Origin of the sequence: Brevundimonas sp., assembly GCF_003248455.1 — a bacterium.
Classification (GTDB): Bacteria; Pseudomonadota; Alphaproteobacteria; order Caulobacterales; family Caulobacteraceae; genus Brevundimonas.
Window position 1 is genome coordinate 1 of record NZ_QFNM01000011.1, and the last position, 26,521, is coordinate 26,521.

At 69.7% G+C, this 26,521-nt stretch carries 33 protein-coding genes; 14 read left to right on the forward strand and 19 right to left on the reverse strand.

What is annotated here, in order from left to right; translation table 11 throughout:
* Both DI624_RS05655 and DI624_RS05660 read left to right on the forward strand, forming a co-directional pair.
* Window positions 1-331 (forward strand): SDR family oxidoreductase (locus DI624_RS05655; RefSeq protein WP_291536565.1); only part of this gene is annotated, 331 nt, incomplete at its 5' end.
* Window positions 332-431: 100 nt separating this feature from the next.
* Window positions 432-1,148 (forward strand): DUF4908 domain-containing protein, encoded by a 717-nt coding sequence (locus DI624_RS05660; protein ID WP_291536714.1) that lies wholly within the window; start codon window positions 432-434, stop codon window positions 1,146-1,148.
* A 266-nt stretch (window positions 1,149-1,414) separates the two neighbouring features.
* Here DI624_RS05660 and gloB read toward each other — a convergent pair whose 3' ends face one another.
* Complete coding sequence (gloB, locus tag DI624_RS05665; RefSeq protein ID WP_291536566.1) at window positions 1,415-2,143, reverse strand: hydroxyacylglutathione hydrolase; 729 nt, start codon at window positions 2,141-2,143, stop codon at window positions 1,415-1,417.
* A gap of 46 nt (window positions 2,144-2,189) precedes the next feature.
* Between gloB and DI624_RS05670 the strand changes: the two genes are divergently transcribed.
* From DI624_RS05670 to DI624_RS05690, 5 genes are all read left to right on the forward strand, one after another.
* Window positions 2,190-2,963 carry a methyltransferase domain-containing protein gene (locus tag DI624_RS05670; protein WP_291536568.1) on the forward strand — a complete coding sequence of 258 codons (774 nt, stop codon included), beginning with the start codon at window positions 2,190-2,192 and terminating at the stop codon, window positions 2,961-2,963.
* A 60-nt stretch (window positions 2,964-3,023) separates the two neighbouring features.
* Window positions 3,024-3,536, forward strand: a complete 513-nt coding sequence (locus DI624_RS05675) for a histidine phosphatase family protein (protein ID WP_291536569.1) — start codon at window positions 3,024-3,026, stop codon at window positions 3,534-3,536.
* Window positions 3,533-3,877, forward strand: coding sequence for a DUF952 domain-containing protein (locus tag DI624_RS05680; RefSeq protein WP_291536570.1), 345 nt, complete (start codon window positions 3,533-3,535; stop codon window positions 3,875-3,877). Before DI624_RS05675 ends, DI624_RS05680 begins: the two co-directional genes overlap by 4 nt.
* Complete coding sequence (locus DI624_RS05685; protein WP_291536571.1) at window positions 3,874-4,932, forward strand: quinone-dependent dihydroorotate dehydrogenase; 1,059 nt, start codon at window positions 3,874-3,876, stop codon at window positions 4,930-4,932. The genes DI624_RS05680 and DI624_RS05685 overlap by 4 nt, the downstream gene beginning before the upstream one ends.
* A gap of 67 nt (window positions 4,933-4,999) precedes the next feature.
* On the forward strand, window positions 5,000-6,874 hold the full coding sequence (locus DI624_RS05690) for an ATP-binding protein (protein ID WP_291536572.1): 1,875 nt from the start codon (window positions 5,000-5,002) through the stop codon (window positions 6,872-6,874).
* Here DI624_RS05690 and DI624_RS05695 read toward each other — a convergent pair.
* Window positions 6,871-7,281 (reverse strand): very short patch repair endonuclease, encoded by a 411-nt coding sequence (locus tag DI624_RS05695; protein WP_291536573.1) that lies wholly within the window; start codon window positions 7,279-7,281, stop codon window positions 6,871-6,873. The two genes, DI624_RS05690 and DI624_RS05695, sit on opposite strands and share 4 nt — an antisense overlap.
* A 52-nt stretch (window positions 7,282-7,333) precedes the next feature.
* Window positions 7,334-7,819 carry a peroxiredoxin gene (locus DI624_RS05700; protein ID WP_291536574.1) on the reverse strand — a complete coding sequence of 162 codons (486 nt, stop codon included), beginning with the start codon at window positions 7,817-7,819 and terminating at the stop codon, window positions 7,334-7,336.
* Between the two features lie 150 nt (window positions 7,820-7,969).
* Between DI624_RS05700 and DI624_RS05705 the strand changes: the two genes are divergently transcribed.
* Window positions 7,970-8,539 (forward strand): YqgE/AlgH family protein, encoded by a 570-nt coding sequence (locus tag DI624_RS05705; RefSeq protein ID WP_291536575.1) that lies wholly within the window; start codon window positions 7,970-7,972, stop codon window positions 8,537-8,539.
* 7 nt (window positions 8,540-8,546) lie between these two features.
* Here DI624_RS05705 and DI624_RS05710 read toward each other — a convergent pair whose 3' ends face one another.
* A complete protein-coding gene (locus DI624_RS05710) occupies window positions 8,547-10,247 on the reverse strand; it encodes a bifunctional protein-serine/threonine kinase/phosphatase (RefSeq protein WP_291536576.1) in 1,701 nt (566 codons plus the stop codon).
* 129 nt (window positions 10,248-10,376) lie between these two features.
* Between DI624_RS05710 and DI624_RS05715 the strand changes: the two genes are divergently transcribed.
* Window positions 10,377-10,685 (forward strand): hypothetical protein, encoded by a 309-nt coding sequence (locus DI624_RS05715; RefSeq protein ID WP_291536577.1) that lies wholly within the window; start codon window positions 10,377-10,379, stop codon window positions 10,683-10,685.
* Between the two features lie 21 nt (window positions 10,686-10,706).
* Here the strand turns inward: DI624_RS05715 and DI624_RS05720 are convergent, their stop codons facing one another.
* From DI624_RS05720 to DI624_RS05730, 3 genes are read right to left on the reverse strand one after another with little or no spacing between them, the layout of a single operon-like run.
* Window positions 10,707-12,374 carry a bifunctional diguanylate cyclase/phosphodiesterase gene (locus DI624_RS05720; protein WP_291536579.1) on the reverse strand — a complete coding sequence of 556 codons (1,668 nt, stop codon included), beginning with the start codon at window positions 12,372-12,374 and terminating at the stop codon, window positions 10,707-10,709.
* Between the two features lie 31 nt (window positions 12,375-12,405).
* Window positions 12,406-12,984 (reverse strand): GNAT family protein, encoded by a 579-nt coding sequence (locus DI624_RS05725; protein ID WP_291536581.1) that lies wholly within the window; start codon window positions 12,982-12,984, stop codon window positions 12,406-12,408.
* Window positions 12,985-13,023: 39 nt separating this feature from the next.
* The gene (locus DI624_RS05730; RefSeq protein ID WP_291536582.1) at window positions 13,024-13,578 is read right to left on the reverse strand and encodes a TetR/AcrR family transcriptional regulator; all 555 of its coding nucleotides are present in this window, start codon (window positions 13,576-13,578) and stop codon (window positions 13,024-13,026) included.
* 86 nt (window positions 13,579-13,664) lie between these two features.
* Between DI624_RS05730 and DI624_RS05735 the strand changes: the two genes are divergently transcribed.
* Entirely contained in the window at window positions 13,665-14,501 is an 837-nt protein-coding gene (locus tag DI624_RS05735; RefSeq protein ID WP_291536584.1) for a metal-dependent hydrolase, read from the forward strand.
* A gap of 27 nt (window positions 14,502-14,528) precedes the next feature.
* Here the strand turns inward: DI624_RS05735 and DI624_RS05740 are convergent, their stop codons facing one another.
* Window positions 14,529-14,732 carry a hypothetical protein gene (locus DI624_RS05740; protein WP_291536585.1) on the reverse strand — a complete coding sequence of 68 codons (204 nt, stop codon included), beginning with the start codon at window positions 14,730-14,732 and terminating at the stop codon, window positions 14,529-14,531.
* A 236-nt stretch (window positions 14,733-14,968) separates the two neighbouring features.
* Between DI624_RS05740 and DI624_RS05745 the strand changes: the two genes are divergently transcribed.
* On the forward strand, window positions 14,969-15,130 hold the full coding sequence (locus DI624_RS05745; protein WP_291536587.1) for a cold-shock protein: 162 nt from the start codon (window positions 14,969-14,971) through the stop codon (window positions 15,128-15,130).
* Between the two features lie 84 nt (window positions 15,131-15,214).
* Here DI624_RS05745 and DI624_RS05750 read toward each other — a convergent pair whose 3' ends face one another.
* The 11 genes from DI624_RS05750 to coxB form a co-directional block, all read right to left on the reverse strand.
* Window positions 15,215-15,769 (reverse strand): NADPH-dependent FMN reductase, encoded by a 555-nt coding sequence (locus DI624_RS05750; protein ID WP_291536589.1) that lies wholly within the window; start codon window positions 15,767-15,769, stop codon window positions 15,215-15,217.
* A 78-nt stretch (window positions 15,770-15,847) separates the two neighbouring features.
* Window positions 15,848-17,062: a pitrilysin family protein gene (locus tag DI624_RS05755; RefSeq protein ID WP_291536591.1), complete on the reverse strand. Its 1,215-nt coding sequence runs from the start codon at window positions 17,060-17,062 to the stop codon at window positions 15,848-15,850.
* A 50-nt stretch (window positions 17,063-17,112) separates the two neighbouring features.
* Window positions 17,113-17,862 carry an SURF1 family protein gene (locus tag DI624_RS05760; RefSeq protein WP_291536593.1) on the reverse strand — a complete coding sequence of 250 codons (750 nt, stop codon included), beginning with the start codon at window positions 17,860-17,862 and terminating at the stop codon, window positions 17,113-17,115.
* Window positions 17,859-18,221, reverse strand: a complete 363-nt coding sequence (locus DI624_RS05765; RefSeq protein WP_291536715.1) for a DUF983 domain-containing protein — start codon at window positions 18,219-18,221, stop codon at window positions 17,859-17,861. Before DI624_RS05765 ends, DI624_RS05760 begins: the two co-directional genes overlap by 4 nt.
* 77 nt (window positions 18,222-18,298) lie before the next feature.
* Window positions 18,299-19,207 carry a cytochrome c oxidase subunit 3 gene (locus DI624_RS05770; protein ID WP_291536594.1) on the reverse strand — a complete coding sequence of 303 codons (909 nt, stop codon included), beginning with the start codon at window positions 19,205-19,207 and terminating at the stop codon, window positions 18,299-18,301.
* Window positions 19,208-19,315: 108 nt separating this feature from the next.
* Window positions 19,316-19,993: a hypothetical protein gene (locus DI624_RS05775; protein ID WP_291536595.1), complete on the reverse strand. Its 678-nt coding sequence runs from the start codon at window positions 19,991-19,993 to the stop codon at window positions 19,316-19,318.
* Between the two features lie 12 nt (window positions 19,994-20,005).
* The gene (locus DI624_RS05780) at window positions 20,006-20,545 is read right to left on the reverse strand and encodes a cytochrome c oxidase assembly protein (RefSeq protein ID WP_291536596.1); all 540 of its coding nucleotides are present in this window, start codon (window positions 20,543-20,545) and stop codon (window positions 20,006-20,008) included.
* Window positions 20,542-20,712 (reverse strand): hypothetical protein, encoded by a 171-nt coding sequence (locus tag DI624_RS05785; RefSeq protein ID WP_291536597.1) that lies wholly within the window; start codon window positions 20,710-20,712, stop codon window positions 20,542-20,544. The genes DI624_RS05780 and DI624_RS05785 overlap by 4 nt, the downstream gene beginning before the upstream one ends.
* Window positions 20,713-20,714: 2 nt before the next feature.
* A complete protein-coding gene (gene cyoE / locus DI624_RS05790) occupies window positions 20,715-21,680 on the reverse strand; it encodes a heme o synthase (RefSeq protein WP_291536600.1) in 966 nt (321 codons plus the stop codon).
* A gap of 92 nt (window positions 21,681-21,772) precedes the next feature.
* Complete coding sequence (gene ctaD / locus DI624_RS05795) at window positions 21,773-23,434, reverse strand: cytochrome c oxidase subunit I (protein ID WP_291536602.1); 1,662 nt, start codon at window positions 23,432-23,434, stop codon at window positions 21,773-21,775.
* A 12-nt stretch (window positions 23,435-23,446) separates the two neighbouring features.
* Window positions 23,447-24,430 carry a cytochrome c oxidase subunit II gene (gene coxB / locus DI624_RS05800; RefSeq protein WP_291536604.1) on the reverse strand — a complete coding sequence of 328 codons (984 nt, stop codon included), beginning with the start codon at window positions 24,428-24,430 and terminating at the stop codon, window positions 23,447-23,449.
* Between the two features lie 266 nt (window positions 24,431-24,696).
* Here coxB and DI624_RS05805 point away from each other — a divergent pair, with 266 nt between their 5' ends.
* From DI624_RS05805 to DI624_RS05815, 3 genes are read left to right on the forward strand one after another with little or no spacing between them, the layout of a single operon-like run.
* Complete coding sequence (locus DI624_RS05805) at window positions 24,697-25,041, forward strand: PadR family transcriptional regulator (RefSeq protein WP_087120506.1); 345 nt, start codon at window positions 24,697-24,699, stop codon at window positions 25,039-25,041.
* Window positions 25,038-25,646 (forward strand): DUF1700 domain-containing protein, encoded by a 609-nt coding sequence (locus DI624_RS05810; protein ID WP_291536607.1) that lies wholly within the window; start codon window positions 25,038-25,040, stop codon window positions 25,644-25,646. The genes DI624_RS05805 and DI624_RS05810 overlap by 4 nt, the downstream gene beginning before the upstream one ends.
* Window positions 25,643-26,422 carry a DUF2807 domain-containing protein gene (locus DI624_RS05815; RefSeq protein ID WP_291536608.1) on the forward strand — a complete coding sequence of 260 codons (780 nt, stop codon included), beginning with the start codon at window positions 25,643-25,645 and terminating at the stop codon, window positions 26,420-26,422. Before DI624_RS05810 ends, DI624_RS05815 begins: the two co-directional genes overlap by 4 nt.
* Window positions 26,423-26,521: the final 99 nt, after the last annotated feature.

The window sequence follows — 26,521 nt, forward strand, 5'->3', positions numbered from 1 at the left end:
CTCCTCGATCAACGGCCAGAAGGGCCAGATCGGCCAGACCAACTATTCCGCCGCCAAGGCCGGGATGATCGGCTTCACCAAGGCCCTGGCCCTGGAGAATGCGAGGAAGGGCGTGACCGTCAACTGCATCGCGCCGGGCTATATCGACACGGAAATGGTCGGCGCCATGGACCCCAAGGTGCTGGAATCCGTCATCAGCCATATCCCCGTCGGCCGGTTGGGCAAGGGCGAGGAGATCGCCGACATGGTGTCCTGGCTGGTGGGCGAGCGTGCCGGATATGTCACAGGCTGCACCCTGTCGCTGAACGGCGGTCAATACCTGGTCGGTTGAGGCGCGCTTCGCCCAAAATCCGCCGCGCGTCGCTTTCATCAAACCTGTCATGAAGTTGTTGGGATCGGTCAGGGCGAAAAAATCGCCGCGCGTGGCCGCGATGGCGGTGGCCGCCCTCGCGGCCGTGGGCGTGTCCGTCGCCGCCCCGGCCGTCCTGCCCGCCGACTGCCAGGCCCAGACGCGCCGGGCCGTGCCGCCCACCGCCCGCTATGTCGCCGGAAACGGCCAGGGCTTCATCCTGGACACCTCCGGCTCGCGCGCGCTGATGCGGTTCGAACGGTCGACCGAGGTCTGGGTGCTGCGCCCCACGCCCGCGCCGCGCGGCGACATCATCTATCGCAACGACAACGGCGACCAGGTGCTTCGGGTGACGCCGAACGGCGGCGTGACGCTCTACACCACCGCGACGCCGCAGGGGTCGCCGGCCTCGCGCGTCGGCGAGGCGCAGGGCCTGGCCGGGGCCACCCTGACCGGCGCCCAGCTGGTCGACTATTTCATGCGCCAGAGCTATCGCGCCAGCCAGGCCATGGGCCGGCTGATCGTGATCGACGTGGACATCCAGCCGGGTTCCGAACAGGTCGCGGCCGACACCGTCTCGGCGGCCAGCGACGCCATCGTCCGCATGGCCCGCTCTTCCAACCTGCGCGGCCAGGTCGAGCGGGTGCGCCGGGTCGTGGTGTCGGACCAGGGCCGGCCGGGCGTCAGCCTGATCCAAGGCACGCTGCGGATCGTCATCGACGCCGACGCCGGCGTGGCGGGGCGCCCCTCCTCGGCGCGGATCGTGCGCGTGGTGGGCGGCGAGGCCCTGAACCGCTGAACCCTTCCGAGGCATTCGGCGGCTGAGTAGGGTCGACTGCTTTGTCAGCCCCGTTCGAAACAGGGTTCATCACAACGATCACAACGAACGCACCACGAACACGACGGCGCCTTTCCCGTTCGGAAAGTCTGATGGCCTGCGGCGGCGAAGCCGCAGATCGATCAACCGCCCGAAAATGGCGACGGAAGCCGACGCGCGCTCGGTCCCGTCGTGTTCGCCGTGACCCCCGCCGCGCCCGTTGTGATGAAAGCCTTTTCGGACCCGCATCAACGAACGCTAGCGTCCTTGGCCGCCCGACGCGCGGCGAACTGATCGGCGTCCGTCGCGGTCAGGAAGGGATTGAACCGCTTCTCCGTCCCCAGCACGGTCGGCACGGTCGGTTCGCCCCGTTCGCGCGCCGCGAAGATCGCCTGGGCGTGGGCGGCGGTCTCGGGCCGGTCGTCCAGGCTCAGGGCGAATCGGGCGTTGGCGGCTGAATATTCATGGGCGCACCAGATGACCGTCGCATCGGGCCAGGCCTTGATCCGTTGCAGGCTGTCGAACATCTGCTCCGGCGTTCCCTCGAACAGCCGGCCGCAGCCCAGGGCGAACAGGGTGTCGCCGACGAAGGCCAGGCCGTCGTCGGGGGCGTGGAACACCACATGGCCCAGGGTGTGGCCGGGCGTGGCGACGACCTGGAACCGGGTCTGGCCCACCATGACCGTGTCGCCGTCCGCGACCACGCGGTCCAGCGGGGCGACGCGGCGCACCTCCTGCGGCCCGACGATCTCGCAGGCCGCCTCGGCCTTCAGCCGTTCGTTCCCCTCGGTGTGGTCCAGGTGCCAGTGGGTGTTCAGGACAAGGTCCAGCCGCCCCCAGCCCAGGCGCTCCAGCTCTTCCAGAATCCGCGCCGCGTCGGGCGTGTCGACCGCCGCGACCACGCCGGTCGCGCCGTCGCGGATCAGAAAGCCGTAGTTGTCGCTGCGGCAGGGAAACAGGTGAACGTCCAGGGTCATGCGGTCATCCTAGCAGGCCGGGCGGTCTCGGGCCTATAGTGGCTCCATGCGGCGCAGCATCGACGAGCTTCGAACCTTCTACGGCGAGCCGACCGGCGCCCTGGCGCGACGGCTGGTGGCGCGGCGGCTGGACGACGCCTGGGGCGAAGCGGCCAATTGCGACGTCCTGGGCCTGGGCTACGCCACGCCGTGGCTGGACGCCTTCGTCGGCGCGCGGCGCGTGGTCGCGGCCATGCCCGGCGGCCAGGGGGTCGAGCACTGGCCCACGGTGGGGCGCAACCGCACCCTGCTGGTCGACGACCGCCGCCTGCCCTTCGCCGCCGGGTCCTTCGACCGCATCCTGCTGGTCCATGCGCTGGAGGAGGCGGACGACCCGGCCGCCCTGCTGCTGGAGGCGGTGCGGGCCCTGGCGCCGACCGGGCGCATCATCCTGGCGGCGGCGGCGCGCGGCGGCCTGTGGGCGCGGGCGGACAACACCCCCTTCGGCCATGGGCGGCCCTTCACCCGCCGCCAGCTGGAACGGCTGGTGCGCGACGTGGGACTGGAGCCGGCGGCCTGGTCCCAGACCCTTTACGTCCCGCCCTGGGCCCCGATGCTGCCCCTGGCCGACGGGTTCGAACAGGTGGGCCGCCGCGTCTTTCCCGGAACCGCCGGCCTGATCCTGCTGGAGGCGGCGCGCCAGAATTACGCCCGCATCCGGCCCAGCGGCCAGGCCCAGCGGGTCGCCGCACCCGTCCTGACGCCCCAGCCCTCGACCCTGGCCGGCGCCTCGGTCGCCGCGCGTCGCAACGACCGCGACACCGACGCCGAAAGAGCCTGACGCGGAGTTGACCATGCGGGCGTCTGGTCGGACGGGGCGAAGCGTCTTATGGCGAAGATCATGCACCGACTGATCCTGATGCGGCACGCCCAGGCCGAGACGTCCGCTCCGTCGGGCGGCGGCGACGAGGCCAGGCCCCTGTCCGCCGCTGGCCGCGCCGAGGCGATGCTGATGGGGCGCGCCCTGGCCGAACGGGGGCTGAAGCCCGACCTGGCCCTGGTGTCGACCGCCGCGCGCACCCGCCAGACCTGGGAGCAGATGCATGACGCCCTAGGCGACGTCGAGGTTCGCGACGAAGCCGGACTCTACAACGCCTCGGCCGACGTCATCCGCCGCTTCGTCGAGGCCAGCGAGGACGAGGCCGGCTGTCTGCTGATCCTGGCGCACAATCCGGGCGTCCACGTGCTGGCGGCCGAATATCTGATCGAAAGCGCCGCCTCGCCGGCCGTGACGGACCGGCTGGCGGGCGGGTTCCCGACGGGGGCGGCCGCCCTGTTCGCCGTCGATGTCGCGGGCCGCTGCGCCTACGAGGGCTTTCTGACGCCCCGGTCGCTGGGCGCGCCGTCGCTGTGACGGACATCGCCTACAAGATCGTGGACGTCGCCGAATGGCGCGCGGCCGTCGCCGAGGGCCGCTATGACGGCGCGCCCGTCGACCTGGCCGACGGCTATATCCATATGTCGACCGAGGCCCAGTTGGCCGAGACGGCGCGCCGCCATTTCGCCGGGCGCGACGGTCTGTTGCTGCTGGACGTGGACATGGGCCGGCTGGACGGGGACGTGGTGTGGGAGCCTTCGCGGGGCGGCGCCCTGTTCCCGCATCTGTACGCCGCCCTGCCCGTCGCTGCGGTCGTCGCCACGCGCGCCTTCAAGGTCGACGCCGAGGGGCGGATGACCATCGGGGAGGCGGCATGAGCCTGGTCGACCGCATCGGCGAGGCAAGCGCCGCCGCCCTGCGCCGCCTGGACCCCGAACAGGCGCACCGGCTGGCCATCAAGGGGCTGGCCTTCGCCCCCCTGCCCCGTCCCGCCGCCGACGACCCGATCCTGCGGACCACGCTGGCCGGTCTGGACCTGCCCAATCCGGTCGGCCTGGCCGCCGGTCTGGACAAGGACGGCGAGGCCCTGTCGGGCCTGTCGCGCCTGGGCTTCGGTTTCGTCGAATGCGGCTCGGTCACGCCGCGCGCCCAGCCAGGCAACCCCCGGCCGCGCCTGTTCCGTCTGAGCGAGGACCGGGCGATCGTCAACCGGATGGGGTTCAACAACGCCGGGCTGGACGCCTTCGCCGCGCGTCTGGACCGTCGGCCCCAGGGCGTGATCGTCGGCGCCAATCTGGGGGCCAACAAGGACGCCGAGGACAAGGCGGCCGACTATGTGGCGGGTTTGACCCGGCTGGCGGGTCGGGCGTCCTATTTCACCGTCAACATCTCCTCGCCCAATACGCCGGGCCTGCGGGCGTTGCAGGGGCGCGAGCAGCTGGACGACCTGCTAGGGCGTATCGAGGCGGCCCGCCCCCCGCGCGACGCCCCGCGCGCGCCCGTCGTCCTGAAGATCGCGCCCGACCTGGCCGCCGAGGAGATCGGCATGATCGTGGAGGCGTCGCTGGCGCACCGGATCGACGGACTGATCGTGTCCAACACCACGCTGGAGCGGCCCCCGACCCTGCGCTCGCCCCAGGCCGCGGAGACGGGCGGCCTGTCAGGCGCGCCGATCCGGCCCTTCGCCGAAAAGGCCCTGCGCGCGGCGGCCGAGGCGGCGGACGGCCGCCTGCCGCTGATCGCCGTGGGCGGAATCGACAGCGGGGCCGAAGCCTACGCCCGCATCCGCCTGGGCGCTTCGGCGGTGCAGCTCTATTCGGCGTTGATCTACGAAGGGCCGGGTCTCGTCGCCCGCATCAAGCGCGACCTGGCCGCGCGTCTGCGCGCCGACGGTTTTTCCACCCTGTCCCAGGCCGTCGGCGCCGCTCGTTGACGGAGCGTTAGGCTCGGCCAGGGCAGAATGCCCCAAAGCGCGCGTCAGGGCGCCGACGGGGAAACGCATGCCGGACACCACAGGCGCCGATACGGTCAGCGGCTGGACCTTCGCGGTCCGGCAACGCCGGGGCGCGATGATGCAGCGCATCGCCGTGAGCCTGGCCAGCAGCCTGTCCGTCACGCCCATGGTCGGCTGGCGCATCGCCATCTCGTGGTGCCTGGCCTATGTCGCCATCCAGGTGCTGGAGGCCTTGGTCTTCGGCCCGCTCAACGCCGCGACGCCGCGCCCCATGTCCAGGGCGCGCAATGTGCTGGGCGGGGCGACGATGTTCGCGGGCGCGGCCTGCTACGGCGCGCTTTCCCTGATCCTGTGGGCTTATGGCGGATTGGCGGGCGGCGTGTCGGCGGCGATCATGCTGCCGGCGGCCATGGTCTATTCGATGGTCAACGCCCCGCGGTCCCTGGCCGTCCTGGCCCTGACCACCGCGCCGCAGATGCTGTACATGGCCGCCATCCCCTTCCTGCTGATGGGCCTGGGCGCGCCCCTGGAGGCCGCGATCACGGTGGCGGGGGCGGTGACGTCGTTCACCATCTACTGCCTGAACGTCTGGCGCGGCCTGGCCGAGCGGCTGCGGCGCGAACAGGCCGACCGGCTGGCGGCCGAGGCCCACGCCGCGCGCATGAGCCAGGCGCTGAACGAGCAGGGGGCCTTCCTGGCCGCGATCGGTCATGACCTTCGCACCCCCATCGGCGCCATCCTGAGCGGCGCGGCGGACCTGCGCGGCGGCGAGATCGGCGTGCGTCAGAACGCCGAACTGATCACCGACGCCGGCCTGATGATGAAATCCCTGCTGGACGATCTGCTGGACCATTCCCGCATCGAGGCGGGCCGGATGGCCATCGAGGTCAAGACCTTCGACCTGCGCCAGATCCTGGCCCAGACGCTGCAGCTTTGGCGCGCCCAGGCCGACGCCCAGGGACTGAGGCTGCGGATCGAGGGCGTCGTAGGCGTTCCCCGGTTCGTCAAAGGCGATCCTATCCGCATCCGCCAGGTGCTGAACAACCTGTTGTCCAATGCGATGAAGTTCACCGAGGCCGGGGCGATCACCGTGCGGGTGAGGGCCTGGGCCGAGGAGCCGTCGGCCTACGCCCTGCTGTTCGAGATCGCCGACACCGGTCCCGGCATGACGCCCGAACAGCTGGCGCGCCTGTTTACGCCGTTCGACCAGACGGCGGAGGGCGTCACCGCCCGTTACGGCGGCTCGGGTCTGGGCCTGGCGATCAGCCGCAATCTGGTCGATCTGATGGGCGGACGGCTGACGGTGCGCAGCACGCCCGGACAGGGGTCCACCTTCACCGTGTCCCTGGTCCTGCCCCAGGGCGAGACGGAGGAGCCTGCCGTCGAGGTCGCCGCCGACAGCCGCCGGGAGATCGCCCGGGCCCTGAAGCCCGCCGCGCCGGCGCCCGCGCCCGAACCCTCGCCCGCGCCGGTCGCCGAAACGCCTCGGCCCGAGACCCCGTCGGACGACGACGAGGACATCCAGCCCCTGCGCCTGCTGGTGGTGGACGACCACGACATCAACCGCCGCGCCGTGCAGCTGATCCTCCAGCCGCTGGGCTGCGAGATCACCACCGCCGCCGACGGCCTGATCGCGCTGCAACGCTGCGAGGAGACGGTGTTCGACGTCATCTTCATGGATGTGCGGATGCCCGAGCTGGACGGGCGCGAGACGACGCGGCGGCTGCGCGCGGGCGGCGGCCCCAACGCCTTGACGCCCGTGGTCGCCGTCACCGCCGACACCGCGCCCGAGGACGTGGCGGCCTGCCAGGCGGCGGGCATGGCCTATTTCGTTTCCAAGCCCCTGACGCCCCCGGCCCTGATCGGCGCCCTGCAACACGTGCTGGAAGACGCCGCCCAGGCCCGGTCCGAAGCCGCCTAGATCTCGATCTCCGCGACCAAGGCCTGGGCGAAGCCGGGGCGACGCATCTCGCACTCCCACACCGTGACCACGCGCCAGCCCGACGCGGTCAGCGCCTGGACGGCGGCGGCGTCGCGGGCGCGGTTGCGCGCGATCTTGGCGATCCAGTAGTCGGCGTTGGTCTTAGGGCGGCGCGCCCCGCGCGGACAGTCGTGGCCGTGCCAGAAACAGCCGTGGACGAACAGGGCCACGCGGCGACCCTTCATCGTCACGTCCGGCCGGCCGGGCAGGCCGCAGCCGCCCAGCCGATAGCCGATCCCGGCCGCGCGCAGGACCTTGCGCACGGCCAGTTCCGGCGAGGTGTCCCGCCCCTTCACGCGCCGCATGACGGCGCTGCGCTTCTCGGGGCTGAAGACGTCGGCGGTCATCTCAAGTCGATCCAGGCTCACGCCGCGAAGCGACAGCCTGGACCGCAGACCGTCAAAGCTGGGCCAGCAGGTGTTCGGCCGAGGACACCTTGAACTCGCCGCCCTGCTCGATGTTCAACTGGGTCACGGTCCCGTCCTTGACCAGCATGGAATAGCGCTGCGAACGCTCGCCCAGGCCGAAGCCCGAGCCGTCCAGCACCAGGCCCAGCGCCTTGGTCAGTTCGCCGTTGCCGTCGGCCAGCATCAGGATGCTGTCGTCCTCGATCCCCTGGCTTTCGGCCCAGGCTTTCATCACGAAGGCGTCGTTGACCGAGATGCAGGCGACCGCATCCACGCCCTTGGCCTTGAGGTCGGCCAGATGCTCCTTGAAGCCCGGCAGGTGGCGCGCCGAACAGGTGGGGGTGAAGGCGCCGGGCACGGCGAACAGGGCTACGGTCTTGCCGGCGAAGATGTCGGCCGTGCTGACGGGCTTGGGCCCTTCGGCGGTGGCCTGGGCCAGGGTCGCCTTGGGGATGCGATCGCCGATCTGGATGGTCATGAGGGTCTCCGCTGACAGGGAACAAGGGGGCAAGGGCGCTGGCGTCCCACGGCTGTGGAACACCGCCTGCGACACATAGAGGCCGCCGGGCCAACCGCAAGCGGCCGGCGACTTGCGCGCGCCGCTTTCGCGACCGATGATGGTCGGATCATGAGCGAAGCCTCCTCCCTGACCGGCCGCCTCCTGGTGGCCATGCCCGGCATCGGCGATCCCCGGTTCGAACACGCCGTCATCCTGATCTGCGCCCACGGGCCGGACCATGCGATGGGGCTCAGGCTGGATCGCCCCGCGCCGGGGGTGGATCTGAAGACCGTGCTGGACAAGCTGGACGCCCCGGCGCCGGATCAGTCGATCGGCCGGGCCGTGCTGATGGGCGGGCCGGTGGAGCGCGAGCGCGGCTTCGTCCTGCACACCGACGACTGGATGATCGGCGAGGACAGCCTGCCGTTCGGCGACGGCCTGGCCATGACCGGCACGCGCGAGGCCCTGACGGCGATGACCGACGCGGTCGCCGGCCCGCGCCGTTCGGCCCTGCTGCTGGGCTACGCCGGCTGGGGCGAGGGGCAGTTGGAGGAAGAGCTGGCCGACAATGTCTGGCTGACGGCCGAGGCCGACCTGGACCTGATCTTCGACGGCGAACACACCTCCAAATGGACCCGCGCCCTGGCCCGCATGGGCGTGGACGCCGCCATGCTGTCCAGCCAGGGCGGCCGGGCCTGACGCACCCCTATCGCGTGGCCATCGAAATCAGGAAGGCCAGCAGCAGGATCAGGCTGACGCCCTGCCAGAACCGCACCGGGTCGCGCTCGATCAGGGACAGCTGGCGCGGGGGCGGGGCGGCGACGGCGCTGCCGGTCTCCAGCACATGGATCAGCTCCTCCACATCCTGGAACCGCTCGTTCGGATCGACCGCCGAAGCGCGCATTATCGCCGCCTCCAGCCAGGCGGGCATGTCGGGCCGATGGCGGGTCGGGGGCGCGGGCGCGCGGTCGAAGCGCGGCGCGTCGGCCGGATCGACCGCCCCCCAGGGATAGGTCCGGGTGAACAGCCGATACAGGGTCACGCCCAGGGCGAACTGGTCGGTCAGGGCGTTTCCCGCCTCGCCCGCATACATCTCGGGCGCCTTGTAGCCGGCCGTGCCGGGGGCCTCGGCCTCGGCGAACTCCTCGGCCAGCCTGAGCCGCGCAACGCCCAGGTCGACCAGTTTCAGCCCGCCGTTCGTCTCCAGGATCACATTGTCCGGCTTGATGTCGCGATGCGTCACCCCGGCCCGGTGCAGGGCCGAAACGGCGCGCGCCAGAGGCAGGGCGACCGCGATCCCCTCGGCGATCGGATAAGGCCCCTCCTCGGCCAGATGGGCGTGAAGGGTCCGGCCGGCATAGAAGGGCTGGGCGATGTAGAGGCGGCTCTGACGGCCCGCGTCCAGGGTCAGCACCTTGCCGACATGGGGGCTGTCGATGCGCCGGCCGATGAAAGCCTCGCGCAGGAAGGCGGTGCGGGCGCCGCGTTCGGACACGGCGGCGGGCTTGGGGAATTTCAGCGCCACGACGCCCTCTTCGCCCAGGACGTCGCGGGCCAGGAACAGGCGGGTGTAGCGGCCGTCCGCCACCAGCCGCTGCAGCACGAAGCCGTCGACCGTCTCGCCCGTCTCGGGCGGGGGCAGGATGGCCAACCCTTCCGCCTCGGCCGTGATCGCCTCCCAGTCGGGCGCGCCGGTGCGGACCACGTCGATGACGATGGCCGTCGCATTGTCGCGCGCCCCCGCCGCCTCGACCTCGGCCAGGATGGCGCGCGCATCCGCGTCCGGCGACCCCCGCCGCGCCAGCAGGGCCGACAGGGCCGCATCGTCCAGCACCCCGTGCACCCCGTCGGTGGTCAACAGCAGCCGGTCGTGCGGCGCCAGCCGAACCTGGCGCACGTCCAGCTTGACGTCCGCCTCTATGCCCACGGCGCGATACAGCACATGGCTGAGCCCCTGCTGCGTGCGCGTATGATCCTCGGTCAGCCGCGTCAGAACCCCGTCGCGGAAATGCCAGGCGCGGCTGTCGCCCACATGAAGCGCCGTCGCCTCGTGGCCGCGCAGGATCAGGGCGGTGAAGGTGGTCGCCGCCCCCTCCATCGCCGGGTCGATCTTGCCCCGCGCGTGAAGCCAGCGGTTGAAGCCTCGCAGCGCCTTGACGCCGTTGGCGGCGATGCCGTTCAGCGGGTTCTGGTCCAGATAGCCGTCGATGAAGCTGCGGGTCGTCAGTTCGGCCGCCATCCGCCCGGCCTTGGATCCCGACACCCCGTCGGCGATGACCGCCACCACCCCATGCTCGCGCTGTTCGGCCGTCGTGCCGATGTGAACGCCGCCGAAGTCCTGATTGTCGGCCTTCGGGCCCTGCGCGGTCGCGAAGCCGGCGGCGATCTCCAGTCTGGCGTCGGTCATGGCCGCACTGTCAGACAAACGGAGCCGTATGACCAGCGGTCCCCGGCCGATGGTCGCGGACGGCGCCATTTCGCTCGACGCGCCCGCCCGCGTCGGCCAAGGTAAGGCCTCACCTAAGGGATGATTTCGATGCGGCGAGTTCTGGCGCTTTTCGGCATGGGCATGATGACGGCCTGCGCGACCGACCCCGCGCGCGAGACGCCTTTCGTCTTCCCCGAAGGCCTGAGGATCATGGAAGGCGGCTATCCCTATGCCGGCGGACCGTGCCGGCTGCTGGGCGAGACCTTCGCCACGTCCGAACTGTTGGACGACAGCGCCGACCTGCTGGGCTGCCCGTCGAACGTCATGGACGATCCCCGCATCGCCTCGGTGGGCCGGATCGTCGGCCGCTATGAAGGGGTGGTGCTGGTTTCCGTGCCCAAGGCGGCCGCCCGCTGACCGGCGACGGGCGGGCCTCGATCAGGCCGACCGCTGCTTGATCGGCGCCGCGCCGTCGGCCAGGCTTTCTGCGAGATAGACCTCGGCCTCCTGGGCCGGCAGGGCGGGGGCGTAGCCGAACCCCTGGCCGTAGTGGCACTGGGCCTCCAGCAGCAGCCGGGCCAGCTCGGCGTTCTCGACCCCCTCGGCCACGACCTCCAGCGACAGGTCGCGGCCCAGATTGACCACCGACTTGACGATCTTGGCCGAGCCTTCGTCCTTGTTCATCGTCAGAACGAAATAGCGGTCGATCTTCAGCGTATCGAACGGCAGGCGCGCCAGATAGGACAGGGACGAAAACCCGGTGCCGAAGTCGTCCAGCGCCAGCGAGGCCCCAACGTCCTTCAGCGACTGCAGGATTTCGGCGGCGCGCGCGGTGTCGCGCATGATGTCGCCCTCGGTCACTTCCAGCTTCAGCGCGCCCCTGGGCAGGCCGCTTTCCTTGATGACGCGCGCCACGTCCTCGCACAGGTGCGGGCGTTCGATCTCGCCCACCGACAGGTTGACGCTGCAGAACAGCTTGCCGGCCAGCGGATGGCGCTCGATCCATTCGGCCAGTTGCCGCGCCGACTGGGTCATCATCAGCAGACCCAGTTCGTTCATCATGCCCAGATCGGCGGTCAGGCCCAGGAATTCGTCCGGCGGCACCAGGCCGCGCCGCGGGTGACGCCAGCGGGCTAGGGCCTCGAAGCCGGCGACGGCCCCGGTGTTCAGGTTCACGATCGGCTGGAAGAAGGGCACGATCTCGCCGCGCACGAAGGCGTTGCGCAGGTCCGCCTCCAGCGCCAGTCGGCTGAGGCTGTCGGTTTCCAGCGCGCGGCCATAGGCGGCCGACCCGCCGCGCCCGGCGCTCTTGGCCGATTCCACCGCCAGTTCGACCCGGCGAAGCAGTTCGGCGGCGTCCGGCGCGTCCGGCCCGCCCTCCACCATCACCGCCCCGATGGAGACGGTCGGATAGATGTCGAAGCCGGCGACGCGCAGCGGCTGCTCCAGGGCGTCGCGCACGCGGTAGCTGGTGTGCGAGGCGCTGCGCGGCACGATGATGGCGAACTCGTCCTCGCCGATCCGGGCGGGCGAGGCGTCCTTGGGGAAGGCGGCGGCCAGGCGCGACCCCAGGGCCGACAGCACCAGGTCCGTGCGCTCGTGACCCAGGGCCTCGTTCAGCCGCCGCAGCCGGTCGACGTCGCCGACCACCATCTCGTATTCGCCGGCCTGGGTCAGGACCTCCCCGACGCGGGCCAGGAAGGCGCGGCGGTCCAGAAGGCCGGTCAGCGCATCCCTGTCCGAACCGGCGAACTTGGTCTCCAGCGCCACCACGCCGGCGGCGCGCAGGCCGTCCTCCAGCCAGACCCCCCGCCACAGGCAGGTGTTGGAATCGCGCATCCGCAGGCGCACGGCGACCTCGGTCCCCTCTCCCTGGGGTTTCAGCATCCGTTCGGCCAGGCTGCGGTCCTGGGGCATGGTCAGGGCGACGAAGCCGGCGGCCGTGCATTCCGGCGCCAGCGGCCCCAGGCCCAGCACCCGCGTCGCCCCGGTGAAGCGCAGTTCGTTCTCGGCCGGGGTCCATACCCACAGGGCCGTATCGGCGGCGGCCAACGCCTCGATGGCGGTCGTGGCGTCCCAGGCCAACGATCGGGCTCGTGTCGTCACGCTATCCGCCCCTCCAGACGGCCCGCGACCGTCAACGCTCGTCCTCGACCAGGCCGAACAGCAGATGGTCTGCCCACGCGCCGTTAATTTTCAAATAAGCCCGCGCCTGGCCCTCGTGGCGAAAGCCGGACTTCTCCAGCACCCGGCGCGAGCCGTGATTGGTCGGCAGGCAGGCCGCCTCCAGCCGGTGCAGCTTCAGCGCGTCGAAGGCGTAGCCGACCACCGCCCTGACCGCCGCCGTCGCCACGCCGCGGCCGGAATAGGGCTGGCCGATCCAGTAGCCCAGCGTTCCCGTCTCGGCGACGCCGCGCCGCACGTTCGACAGGGTCACGGCCCCGGCCAGGGTCTTTCCCCCGTCCACCAGGACGAAGAAGGGCCAGGCGTGGCCCAGCTCCATCTCGCGCGCATAGATGGACAGCCGTCGGCGGAACGCCGCCTTGGTCAGGTCGTCCTCGGGCCAGGCCGGCTCCCACGGCTGAAGATAGTCGCGCGAGCCGTCGCGCAGGGCGGACCAGGCCGGATAGTCGGACGCGCGCGGCGGGCGCAGCAGCACGCCGTCGCCCCGCACCACGGGGCCGCCGACATCGCTGATCCAGTCCAGAAGGGCCATTGCGCCCCACTCTACAGCATCATCGTCGCCGCCTGAACCTCACGGTTCGGCAAGAAGGGCGGCGGTCAGCTTCAGCGCCAGATCGCGGCCCAGATCCTCGGGCGCGTCCAGCATGGGCCGCAGCACCGGCCCGATCAGGCCGTCGGCGAAGGCCATATAGGCCGCCGTCGTCACCAGAGCCTGCGCGCGCTCGGTCGCCCGCGCGTCGTCCGGGGCCAGGGCGGCCAGCCGGTCGGCCAGGTCGCGCACCACGCCGGCGAAACTTTCAGCCCGGTCCTGCTCGCGCGCCAGGATCAGCCAGGCCGCCATCTGCGACGCCCCGCTCCGGCCGAAGGCGTCGAACACCGCCGTCATCAAACGGCCCGGCTCCAGCGCCACGGCGCCGTCCTTGAGCCCCGCCGCGATCCGTTCGGCCAGGTCGCGCACCATCCGGTCCATCAAGGCCCCCTGAAGTCCTGCGGCCGAGCCGAAATGGTGGATCAGATTGGCGTGGCCCACCCCCATCCGTTCGCCCACCGCCTTCAGCGTCACCGCCGCCGGGCCGCCGGACAGCAGCAGGTCGCGCGCCGCGGCCAGCGCCTCTTCGCGGGCCACAGCCCCACGCCGCCGCCGATTCGGACCATTAGTTGACATTGATGTCAGTTAAACCTATTCTCTGTTCGAAATCGAGGAGCAGACCCATGGCGAAATCCGCCACCCCCGCCGGCCTCCAGATCAAGCCGCGCGACCTGCATATCAACCGGGAGGCGGCCACGCCACGCTGGTGGTTCAGCGGCGATCCGTTCGGCACGGCCGTCATGAACGCGCTCAGCCTGACCTTTCCCGACGGCGAGCGCTTCTTCATCCAGTCGGTCAAGCGGTTCGCCAAGGACGCCCCGCCCCATCTGGCCGCCGACATCCGCGCCTTCACCGTGCAGGAAGGCGCCCACACGCGCGAACACATGGCCTTCAACGCCATCACCGCCCGCGCCGGCTACGAGACCGCCGCGATCGAGGCCTATGTCACGGAGCGACTGGGCGTCGCCCGCGCGCGTCCGCCCCTGGCCCAGCTGGCCGCGACCATGGCGCTGGAGCATTTCACCGCCGCCTTCGCCCACAGGCTTCTGGCCGACCCGGACCTGTTGAAGGGCTCGCCGCCCGACCTGGCGCGGCTGTGGCGCTGGCACGCCATCGAGGAGATCGAGCACAAGGGGGTGGCCTATGACGTCTTCCTGCACGCGACCCGCGACATGTCGCCGCTGAAACGCTGGCGGCTGAGGCGCTGGGCCATGCTGTTGACGACGCTGCTGTTCACCAAGACGGTGCGCGAGACCAGTCTGATGCTGCTGAAACAGGACGGCGTCGTCGGCGTGCGGGCGCGCTTGGGCCTGTTCCGTTGGCTGTGGCTGAAACCGGGCCTGTATCGCCGGATGATCGGCGACTATTTCGCCTTCTACCGACCCGACTTCCATCCGTGGCAGGTCGACGACCGGCGTCTGATCGCCGAGGCCGAGGCGGGGCTGGCCCAGCCGGCCTGACGCCTGCCCCCCTCCAGCGGGGCGACCTCAGGCGGCGTCGGGCGTCGCCTCCAGCTTGGGTTGCTTGCAGATGCGGTTCAGGTCGGCGCGGATGGAGCTGCCCTGGAAATGCGAGATTTCGGCGCCGGAATAACCTTCGCCCGACAAGGCCTTGACGACATCGCCCGTGTTCAGACAGGCGGGCGAGCGGGCGAGCTGGTAGGCGCGCTCCACGACGTGGGTGCGGTTCATGGGAATGCCTTTCGTGCGTCATATCAACGCCGTGCAAGCTAAACCGTTCCAGCGGTTCGATTTCATGTCCCGCCGCCACGCTTGCATTCGTCACGAAGACCTGCGCACATAAGCCTCGTCGATCTCTCTGCGTAACGCCCACTCTCTCTGCGAACGCACGAGTCCAGGCCGCTCCCATTCAGACCCGACAGGCCGCAGGGACGTTCCCTCGGTCAATTTCTAACGGAGGTCTAAAAATGGCTACCGGCACTGTTAAGTGGTTCAACGCGACCAAGGGCTACGGCTTCATCCAACCCGACGACGGCGGCAAGGACGTCTTCGTCCACATCTCGGCCGTCGAAGCCGCCGGCCTGCGCGGCCTGGACGAAAACCAGAAGGTTTCCTACGAGTTCGGTTAAATCCGATACGGAAACGGCGGCTCCGCAAGGGGCCGCCGTTTTCAATTGGGGCGTCGGTCGCCGCTCGCGTCGGCGGAAATCCCGTTATTCCTTCGTCTTGTCGATCCAGACCGCAAAGGCGTCGGTGAAGCTCTTGAGGAAAGCGCGCGTGTCGTCCTTTTTCAGCTTGCCGTTCTCGTCCAGCAGATCGGCGACGTGGCCGACATAGGCCTCGGGCTGTTGCAGCGTCGGCATCCCCAGGAAGACCAGGGGCTGGCGCAGGTGGTGGTTGGCGCCGAAGGCTCCAAGCGCGCCGGGCGAGACGCTGACGATGGCGGCGGGCTTGCCCGACCAGATGCTGCGGCCATAGGGGCGCGACCCCACGTCCAGGGCGTTCTTCAGCGCGCCGGGGATCGAGCGATTGTATTCCGGCGTCACGAACAGCACCGCCTGAACGGCGGCCACCGCGTCGCGGAACCGGGTCCAGGCCGCAGGCGGCGCATCGGTCTCCAAGTCGGGATTGTACAGCGGCAGATCGCCGATCTCGACCACCTCCATCTCCAGCGCGGGCGCGGCCAGGGCCTTCAGTTCAAGGGCGACGGCGCGCGAATAGGATCCTTCGCGCAGGCTGCCGACGATCAGGGCGACGCGGACGGACATGGGGGTTCTCCGGGGCTGAAAAGGATCAAGCGTCAGCATAACCGATCCGCCCGGTCGATGTTCCCCGAAAGGGCGCCGTCAGCCGCTGAACAGGGCCTCGGCGAAGGCTTCGCCCGCCGCGCCGGCCGCCTTGGGCCCCAGGACCGCGCTGGCCGCCTGGCCCGACGCCAGCAGCCGCGCGCCGACCGCACGGACCTCGGCTGCGCCCTGGGCCTCCAGCTGTTCGGTCATCAGGGCGCTGGCTCGCGGCGCGCCGAAGATCAGGGTCTGGGCGGCGTTGCGGCCCGCCCGGCTCATCGGGTTTTCGTCCGACATCCACAGGCCCGCCTTCATCACCGCCTTGGCGCGCGACAGTTCGGCCGGCGTCGGTCCGGCCTCGGCCAGGGCGCGCACCTCGGCGGCCGCCACCTCGGCCAGTTCACGCGCGCGATCCGCCGCCGCCCCGGCGTAGACGCCCAGCACGCCCGCGTCCTCGTACGGCTCCTGATAGGCGTCGATGGCGTAGGCCAGGCCGCGTTCCTCGCGCGCGCTCTGGAACAGGCGCGAGGCCATGCCGCCGCCCAGGATCTCGCCGAACAGGCGCATGGCCGACAGGGCCGGGTCGGTCGCCGACAGGCCCGGCAGCTGGAACACCAGATTGGCCTGTTCGATCTTGCGCGTCAGTTTCGCATGGCCGCCGACGAAGACGGCCGGCGGCGGCGGCTGAACCGGCGTCGCGACCGCATCGCCGAACCACCGCTCGGCCAGGGCCAGCAGTTCGCCCTCCTCCACCGCGCCGGACGCGGCGACCACCATCCGGTCGGGCGAATACAGCCGCGCGCGCCAGGCCTCGACGCCGGCCTTGTCGGCGGGTTCCAGGCTGGCGACCGAGCCCAGGATCGGCCGGCCCAGCGGCTGGCCGGCGAAGGCGCGGGTCTGGACCATTTCGAACACATGGTCGTCGGGGGTGTCGAAGGCCTCGGCGATCTCCTGGGCCACCACGTCCTTCTCGCGCTCGATCTCGGCGGGGTCCAGCGTGGGGCGCAACACCAGGTCCGACAGCACCTGCATCGCCAGCGGCAGCGAGCCGTCCAGGCCGCGCACCTCGAAACTGGTCCGTTCGTATCCGGTGGAGGCGTTGATCGTGCCGCCCTCGGCCTCGATCCGCTCGACGATCTCGCGCGCGGCCATGTCGCCCGCGCCCTTGAACACCAGATGCTCCAAGAGGTGCGACCAGCCCGAGCGGTCCTCGGCCTCCCACCGCGCCCCGCCCTTGACGGCGACGACGACGGCCAGGGTCTTCAGGCCGGGCATGGGATCGCAGACGACGCGGACGCCGTTGGACAGGGTGTGGAGCGCAGCGGTCAGGGGGTGTCTTCTTTCCTATCGCCTCGCACGCGGTGCGGGGCTGCTTGAGGAGCGTCTTTCCGGGTTCGACGCCGAAGCAGGGCGACATAGAAGCCCGCCAGGGCGATCGCCAGTCCAAACCACGTCAGGGCGTATCCCAAATGGTTGTTGGAAAACGCCGCCGGGGGCGCCGAAGGCCGCAGGGCGGGGAACTCGGGATTGGTCGCGGTCAGGGCGAACACCGCCTCGGGCCGCACGGGTCCGACGACATGCAACGCCTTGGCCATCGCGGCGGTGTCGCGGGCGTAGAAGCGGTCGTTGGCCGGCGCCGGGGTCAGGCCGCCGGGTTGGGGAAAGGTTCGGAACTGGCCCGCCAGCACCAGCGGCAGGGTGGTCTGGATCACGCGCGGGCGCGCCGTCACGCCGTCCCCGACGAAGCCCCGGTCGATCAGGAGGGCGAAGTCCTGGCCCACGGGCCGACAGGCCGAGATCAGCCGCACCCCCGCCTGGCCGTCATGAATGGACTGCAACTCCACGAAGGGCGCGCTGGCCAGGCCGGGGCAGACGATCAGCGCCTTGCGGAATTCCAGGTCGCCCTCACGCAGCACCTGATCCAGCGGCGCGGGCGGTTTCGCCGCCGCCGCATCGGCCGCCGCGATCAACCCCTCCTTCCACTTCAGCCGCTGGACCTGCCAGACGCCCAGGCCGACCAGAACGACGATGGCCGCCGCCGTCAGCACGGTCGGAATCCAGGGAAAACGTCTCATGGCCGATCCTCCGCGGGGGGCGGAACCGAGGAGGATCTATCCACTTGGTTGCGGTATTGCAGGCCGATCATCAGCCCCCGCCCCGGCCGCATCAGGGCCAGCGACAGGCCCGCCGTCATCGGCAGCCAGACGATCAGATGAAGCCACATCGGCGGGTGGAAGTTGATCTCCACGACCAGGGCGGAAAAGACCGCCACGAAGCCCGCGATCTGCATGATGAAGGTGGCCGGCCCGTCGCCGGTCTGGATGGTGGAGAAGTCCAGGCCGCAGACCTCGCATTCCGGCCGGACCTTCAGGAAGCCGTCGAACAGCCGCCCCTGGCCGCAGCGCGGACAAAGCCCCCTCAGCGCCGCGCGCACGGGATGGTCGCAAACGGCGACGGCGCGGGACGACGCCTCGTCCCGCGCCGTTTCGACAGTCTCAGCCCCGTCTTGGATCAACCGAAGACGACATAGACGAAGGCGAACAGGAACAGCCAGACCACGTCCACGAAGTGCCAGTACCAGGCCGCCGCCTCGAAGCCGAAATGCTTCTGCGGCGTGAAGTCGCCGGCCAGGAGGCGGATCAGGCAGACGGTCAGGAAGATGGTCCCGATCAGCACGTGGAAGCCGTGGAAGCCCGTGGCCATGAAGAAGATGGAGCCGTACAGGCCCGAGTTCACCGCCTCTTCGTTGAAGAACAGCTTCTCGTGCAGGATGTGATGATATTCATAGGCCTGGACGCAGGTGAACAGCACGCCCAGGGCCACGGTGATGGCCAGGGCGATCTTGGCGCCCTTGCGGTCCCCGACCTGGATGGCGTGGTGCGCCCAGGTGACGGTGCAGCCGCTGAGCAGCAGGGTCACGGTGTTCAGAAGCGGCAACTGCCACGGCGACAGCACCTCGACCCCCTTGGGCGGCCAGGTCGACCAGGCCTTGGCTGTGTCGGCCCAGGCGCCGACTTCCGGCGTCAGCGCCCGCGATTCGTGGAACAGGGCCATGTCGAAGAACATCCAGAAGAAGGCGACGAAGAACATCACCTCCGAGGCGATGAACAGGATCATGCCGTAGCGCAGGCCGATGGAGACGACCGGCGTGTGGTCGCCCGCCTTGGATTCCTTGATCACGTCCGACCACCAGCCGAACATGGAGATCAGCACCCCCGCCAGGCCGGCGAAGAAGACGCCGGGCTTGCCCTGGGCCAGGAAATTGGCGGCGATCGGACCGCCGTCCGCCGGCGCCAGCCCCTTCATCCAGATCACCGCGCCGATGAACATGATGGTGACGGCGATGGACGAGACCAGCGGCCAGGGGCTGGGCGGAACCAGATGATAGTCGTGCTGCGGAGCGGCGTGGGCGTCAGCCATGAATCGCGTCTCTTCGTGGGCCACAGTCGGTTGTCGCGACGCTATAGACTTCGCAGCGGGCCGACAACAGAGCCACGCCGCTTTTCCGCCTTGTTCCGACCCCCGTCGTCAGCCCTGGCGTGGAGGCGGAGCGGCCCCGTCGTCGGCCGTGTCGACGCCGCCGCCGGTCATTGCGCCGCCCATGCCGCCGCCCATGCCGCCCCCGCCGCCTCGGCCCGCCCCGCCGCCGCGCGCGCCGCCCGAGGCGGGCCGGGCGGGGCCTTGGAGCGGAATGTTCGGCCCGGTCGGAACGGGCGCCAGGTCCAGAGCCTTGCGAATGAAGTCGCGCAGCGAGACCACCAGTTCATGCGTCTGCACGGGCCGGCCCGCCGCCAGATCTCGCGCCGCCTGCTGCGCCAGACGCACCTGGTCCTCGGTGCCCAGCAGGATGATGTCGGCCAGACAGCCCTCCACCGCGTCGCGGATGCGCCGGGCGCGATCCGATCCGCCCGCCGCCTCCGCGCTCGGATCCAGCGCCCCCTGCCCGTCAGGCGCGCTGCGGGCGACCAGGTCGCGCTTGTGGGCGGGATCGACGCTCAGGTCCCCGGTGAAGGAGCCGCCCAGAACCTTATAGGCCGCGATCAGGGTCTTCAGCCGCTCGTTGATCTGGCGGTTCGTCCGCTCGCGCCGCTGCTGGATGGTGAACATCATCACCAGCCGGATGCCCATGCCGATCAGCGTCACCAGCGCCAGGCCGATCAGGGTGATCAGCAGACTGTGCCAGGAAGTGAAGTCCAGTCCGCGCAAATCCCGTCTCCGTCAGGCCGTCGGCGCGTCGACGGACGGATAGAAGGTGTAGCTGAGCGTGATCTCGCGCGCGCCCCGCGCCTCGCGGTCGGTGGCCAATTCGGGGGCGATGAAATACTGCACCGGGAACTGGCGCGTCTCGCCCGCCGCGAGGGTCTGGTCGGTGAAGCAGAAGCATTGCAGCTTCTGGAAATACGGCCCCGTATATTCGGGCGCCACATTGTAGCCCGCCCGCACCTGGATCGGCCGGTCCGAGGTGTTGGTCACGTCGAAATAGGCCAGGCCCGTCTCGCCGATCCTGACCCGCTGGGTCGCCTGTTCGGCCTTGAAGGTCATGGGCAGGCCGCGGACATTGGTGTCGAACCGCACCAGCACCGTCTGGTCCAGCACCTGGTCGGGCGCCTTTTCGGCCTTGCGCACCGTGCCGTCGAAGCCCGTGACCTGGCAGAACATCCGATAAAGCGGCGCCGCCGCGAAGGCCGCGCCCGTCATGCCCATGACGCCCAGCACGCAGACGATGGCGATCAGGTTCTTGTTGCGGTCCGCCTTCATGGCTGGCTGGTCTCCACCGACCGCTCCAGCGCCCGCTCGGCCGCCTGGTTCTGCTGCAGGCGCAACACCGTGGTGGCGAACACCAGGACGATGAAGGCGACCAGGGCGCTGGCGATCCAGACGTTGCGGCGCTTGCGCGCGCGCAGCTCCTCGGGGGTCAGACGCATGGCTACGCTCCCAGGCCGGCCAGGGCCTCGACCAGCAGGGCCGAGAACAGGGCCATCAGATAAAGGATGGAGAAGGCGAACAGGTCCCGCGCCGGTTTGGCCTGGGCCTTGACGTCATACAATGCGGCCTCGCGTCCCACGGCGTCGGCCTTGTCCGGCTCGTCGCCCGCGCGCGAGCGGAACAGCCGCCACGCCAGCCCCAGAAAGCCCAGACCGCCCGCGACCGACACGACCAGATAGATCAGACCTCCCACCCCGACCAGGGCCGGGGCGACAGCCGTCGGCACGAAGATCAGGCTGTAGATCAGGATCTGCAGCCGGGTGGACCGCGCGCCGCGCGCCACCGGCATCATGGGAATGCCCGCCTTGGCGTAGTCGCCGGCCGAATACAGCGCCAGGGCCCAGCTGTGCGGCGGGGTCCACAGGAAGATGATGGCGAACAGCAGCCAGGCCTGCCACGGCGCCTGGCCCGTCGCCGCCGCCCAGCCGATCACGGGGGGAAAGGCGCCCGCCGCCCCGCCGATGACGATGTTCTGCGGCGTCCTGCGTTTCAGCAGCAGGGTGTAGAAGCCGGCGTAATAGACGATGGTCATCGCCAGCAGGCCCGCGGCCAGCCAGTTGGCGTTCATCCCCAGCAGCATGACCGAGAACAGGCTCAGGATCACGCCGAAGGCCATGGCGTCGTTCTTCCTGACCCGCCCCGCCGCGACCGGCCGGCCGCGCGTGCGCCGCATCAGGGCGTCGGTCTCGCCCTCCAGCGCCATATTCAGGGCGCCGGCCGCGCCCGCCCCCACGGCGATGCACAGTATGGCGATGGCGGCGACCAGCGGATTGACCGACCCCGGGGCGACGACCAGGCCGGTCGCGGCGGTGAACACCACCAGCGACATCACGCGGGGCTTCAACAGCTGGAAGAAGTCCTCCGGCTGGGCGGTCGAGATGGCGGGGGGCGTCTGGACTTTGGTCATCGGTGCGGGCCGCAATAGCACACTGATAAGCGGAAGGCCGCCCCTTCCGACGGAAAGCGCGGCCCGCTGGTCTCAGCTTCGCCGGATGGCGATCAGTGTTCGTCGCCCTTGACCACCGGCAGTTCGTTGAACTGGTGGGTCGGCGGCGGCGAGGACAGGGTCCACTCCAGGGTCGTGGCGCCCTCGCCCCACGGATTGGCCACGCCCGGGCGGCGACGAACGGCGGCTTCCAGCAGCATGATCAGGAAGACGGCCACGCCGACGATGGTGATGACATAGCCCCAGGACGAAACGTGGTTCCACAGGGTGAAGGCGTCGGGATAGTCGATGTAGCGGCGCGGCATCCCCTGCAGGCCCAGGAAATGCTGCGGGAAGAAGATCAGGTTCACGCCCACGAACATGATCCAGAAGTGCAGCGCGCCCAGGAACTCGTTGTACTTCACCCCGAACATCTTCTCGAACCAGTAGTAGAAGCCCGCGAAGATGGCGAAGACGGCGCCCAGCGACAGGACGTAGTGGAAGTGGGCCACCACGTAATAGGTGTCGTGCAGGCTGTAATCGATGCCGGCGTTCGACAGGACCACGCCGGTCACGCCGCCGACGGTGAACAGGAAGATGAAGCCGATCGCCCACAGCATGGGCGTCTTGAAGCTTATGGACCCGCCCCACATGGTGGCGATCCAGCTGAAGATCTTCACGCCCGTCGGCACCGCGATGATCATGGTGGCGGCGATGAAATAGGCGCGCAGATTGATGCTCATGCCCACCGTGTACATGTGGTGGGCCCAGACGATGAAGCCGACGAAGCCGATGGCCACCATGGCGTAGGCCATGGCCAGATATCCGAACACCGGCTTGCGGCTGAAGGTCGAGACGATGTGGCTGATGATGCCGAAGCCCGGCAGGATCAGGATGTACACTTCCGGGTGGCCGAAGAACCAGAACAGGTGCTGGTACATGATATCGAAGAAGTGGGTGTGGAAGTTGCGGTCGGTCAGCAGCATGGTGATGGCCCCGGCCAGGACGGGCAGGCTCAGCAGCAGCAGGAAGGCGGTGATCAGCACCGACCAGGCGAACAGCGGCATCCGGTGCAGCGTCATGCCCGGCGCGCGCATGTTCAGGATGGTGGTGATGAAGTTGATCGCGCCCAGGATCGAACTGGCGCCCGCCACGTGCAGGGCGAAGATGGCCAGGTCGAAGGCGGGGCCGACGTGGCCCGTGGTCGACAGCGGCGGATAGGCCGTCCAGCCGCCGCCGAAGCCCTTGCCCGGCCCGCCGTCCGTGAACATCGACAGGATCAGCAGGCACCAGGCCGCGACCAGCAGCCAGAAGGAGATGTTGTTCATGCGCGGGAAGGCCATGTCCGGCGCCCCGATCATGATCGGCACGAACCAGTTGCCGAAGCCGCCGATCATGGCGGGCATGACCATGAAGAAGATCATGATCAGGGCGTGGGCCGTGACCACGGCGTTGTAGCCGTGCTTGGACTGCTCCACGAGGCCCAGCAGCTGGATCGACGAGCCTTCCTTGAAGATCTGGATGCCCGGCTCGGCCAGTTCCCAGCGGATCAGGCCCGACAGGGCGCCGCCGACGACGCCCGCCATGATGGCGAACAACAGGTACAGGGTGCCGATGTCCTTGTGGTTGGTGGACAGGAACCAGCGGGTGAAGAAGCCCGGCTTGTGGTCGTGGCGATGGTCTTCATGGGCGTGACCGATGTGGGTCGCGTCGCGGGTCAGGGTAGCGTCAGCCATGATGCGCGCCTCTTACTGGGCGGCCGGCGCGGCGGGCGCCGCGGCGGGATCGGGTTGGGCGGTCGGGGCGGCGGCCTGCGCGGGCGCCGCCTCGCCTTCGGCGGGCGCGGCGGCGGGCGCGGCGACGGGCGTGGCGGGCGTCTCGACCCTGGGCGTCATCGAGCCGCCCTTCGAGGCGATCCACTGCTCGAACTGGGCCTGGGTCACGACCCGGATCTCGATCGGCATGAAGGCGTGGTCGACCCCGCACAGCTCCGAGCACTGGCCGTAGAAGACGCCGGTGCGCTCGGCCGTGAACCAGGTGGTGTTGATCCGTCCCGGCACCGCGTCGGTCTTCAGGCCGAAGGCCGGCAGGGCCACGGCGTGGATCACATCCGAGGCGGTGATGACCAGCTGCACCGTCTTGCCCACCGGCACGACCATTGGTTCTGTCGCCGCCAGGCGATAGGGCACGCCCCGCGCCCTGGCCTCGTCCTCGGGCAGCATGTTGGAGATGTATTCGGCCACGCCCTGGTCGGGATATTCATAGGCCCAGTTCCACTGGTTGCCCGTGACCTTCACCGTCAGGTCCGGCTTGGGCATGTCGTGATAGGCGAACAGCAGGCGGAACGAGAACAGGGCGATGAAGGCCAGGATCAGCACCGGCGCCACGGTCCAGACGATCTCGACGGTGGTGTTGTGGCTCCAGCGCGCGGGCGTCGGATTGGCCTTCTTGTTGTAGCGGAACACGATCCACGCCAGCAGGCCCAGAACCAGCAGGGTGATGCCGGTGATGATCGGCAGCAGGATCACGTCATGGAAGAAGTGCGCGTCGTGCTTCAGCGGCGCGGCGGCCGGCTGCAGGCCGATGCCCCCCGGCGTCGGCTGTCCCATCAGATCCTGCGCCCAGGCCGGCGCGGCGGCGAAGATCGCCAGCCCGGCCGTCAGCCCGCCCCCCAAAGCGATGGAGGCGGCGGTCCCCCCCAGCGTTCTCCGGGCGCGATTGCCCTTCCCCATCGGAGTCTTCCCCATAAAACCGTTCTGCAGCAGACACTTGCGAATGGTTCGCAAGTAATCACACTGGCGCGATTTCCACGCCCGGCGATCTTTTTGACCTATCGGATCGCCCTCGGCTTGCCAAGCGAACAACGGACCCTCGCCGCAAAGCCGCCCAGGATCGGCCGTCGGACGGTCTCGATTAAATCGCTGTCATGTTTCGACAGCTACCTTGCACCGACAGATACCTTGCCGTATTCGATCTCTCGCACACAGGAGACATCGCGGTGCCTGAAACCATCGAGATACAGCTGAAGAAGGGGGTGCTGGGCCTATGCGTCCTGGCGCTTCTGAGCCGGGCGGACAGCTACGCCTACGAGATCGCCAGCCGCCTGTCGGACGCGATCGACATGGGGGAAGGCACCATCTACCCCCTGATGCGGCGGATGCAGTCGGAGGGCCAGGTCGAGACTTATCTGGTCGAATCCTCCGCCGGTCCCTCGCGCAAATACTATCGCCTGACCGAGGCGGGTCGCGCGGCCCTGGCCGCCCAGACCGCTGAATGGTCCGCCTTCACCAAGGCCGTCGACGCCATCGTGGCGAACGACGCCGATCAGGGAGCCGCCCAATGACGCGCGCCGAGTTCATCAATCGCCTGAAGGACGGGCTGGTCGGCCTGCCGACCGCTGCGGCCAACGACATACTGGCCGACTATCAGACCCATTTCGACGACGGCCTGGCCGCCGGCCGCACCGAGGCCGAGGTCGCGGCGGCGCTGGGCGATCCGGTCCGGCTGGCCCGCGAGCTGAAGGCCGAGGCCGGCATCCAGCGCTGGCGCCAGGAGAAGAACCCCTCCGCCGCCGCCGCCGCCATCTTCGCGGTTCTGGGCCTGGGCGCGCTGGACATATTGATCCTGCTGCCCTTGCTGATGGGGGTGGTGGGGACCGTGTTCGGCTTCTTCATCGCCGCCATCGCCCTGTTCGTCTGCGGCGGGGTGATCATGGTCGCCGGACCCTTCGCGGGCTTCCCCGGCGGACCGTTCGCGGCGATCCTGATGGGGCTGGGCCTGATGGCCGGCGCCGTCTTCATCGGCGCCCTGCTCACCATCTTCACCATCTGGCTGGTCAACGGCGTGGTCTGGTTCGCCCGCCTGCACTACCGGCTGCTCAAGCCCGCTCTGGAGCCGACGCCGGCCGACGCGGGCGCCACCAACTCAACCTCGGGAGTTTCGGCATGATCCGCACCCTGTTCATCATCGCCGGCGCCGCCCTGGTGCTGTGTCTGGTCACGGTCGGCGGGGCCGTCGCCATCGGCGGCCAGGACCTCCAGCGCCACGGCTGGGCCTGGACCTTCAAGGACGACGACGGCGAGACCGTCCGCATAGAGCGCGTCAAGGGCGGGACCGACGACCTCGGCCCCTTGACCACCCGCACCCTGGCCTGGACCGGAGGCGAGACCCTGACCGTCGATTCCAGCGTCGATGTCGAATATGTCCAGGGCGACGCCAACTCCGTCGTCGTCACCGGACCCAAGGCCCTGGCCGACCGGGTGCGGATCGAGGACGGCCATATCCGTCTGGGGGAAGGTGACGAACGGGTCGTCTTCGGCTGGAACCGGGGCGACTTCTCGGCCCGCACCGAGCGCGACGAACTGAAGGTGGTCGTCACGGCCCCCAACGTGCGCCGCTTCGTCTCCAACGGGTCGGGCGACCTGTCCATCAGCGCCTTCGACCAGCCGTCGCTGACGCTGGACATTTCCGGCTCGGCGGACGTCAGGGCGTCGGGCCGCGTCGAGGCCCTGGACCTGACCATCAACGGTTCGGGCGACGCCGATCTCGCCGGCCTGGCGGCCAGGGACGCCAAGGTGGACATCGCCGGCTCGGGCGGCGCCGACATCGCCGCCACCGGCCAGGTCGACGTCGACATCGACGGCTCGGGCGACGTCACCCTGTCCGCCCGCCCCGCCAATCTGAACAGCCGCGTCTCCGGCTCGGGCGAGATCTATCGGGACTGATCGGCCGACAGTTGAAAACCATAAGGGGGGGGTGGTCGAACCAGCCCCCCTTTTTCGTCGCCCTTAGGGGCCGAAAGCGGCTTGCCGGAGGATGACGAA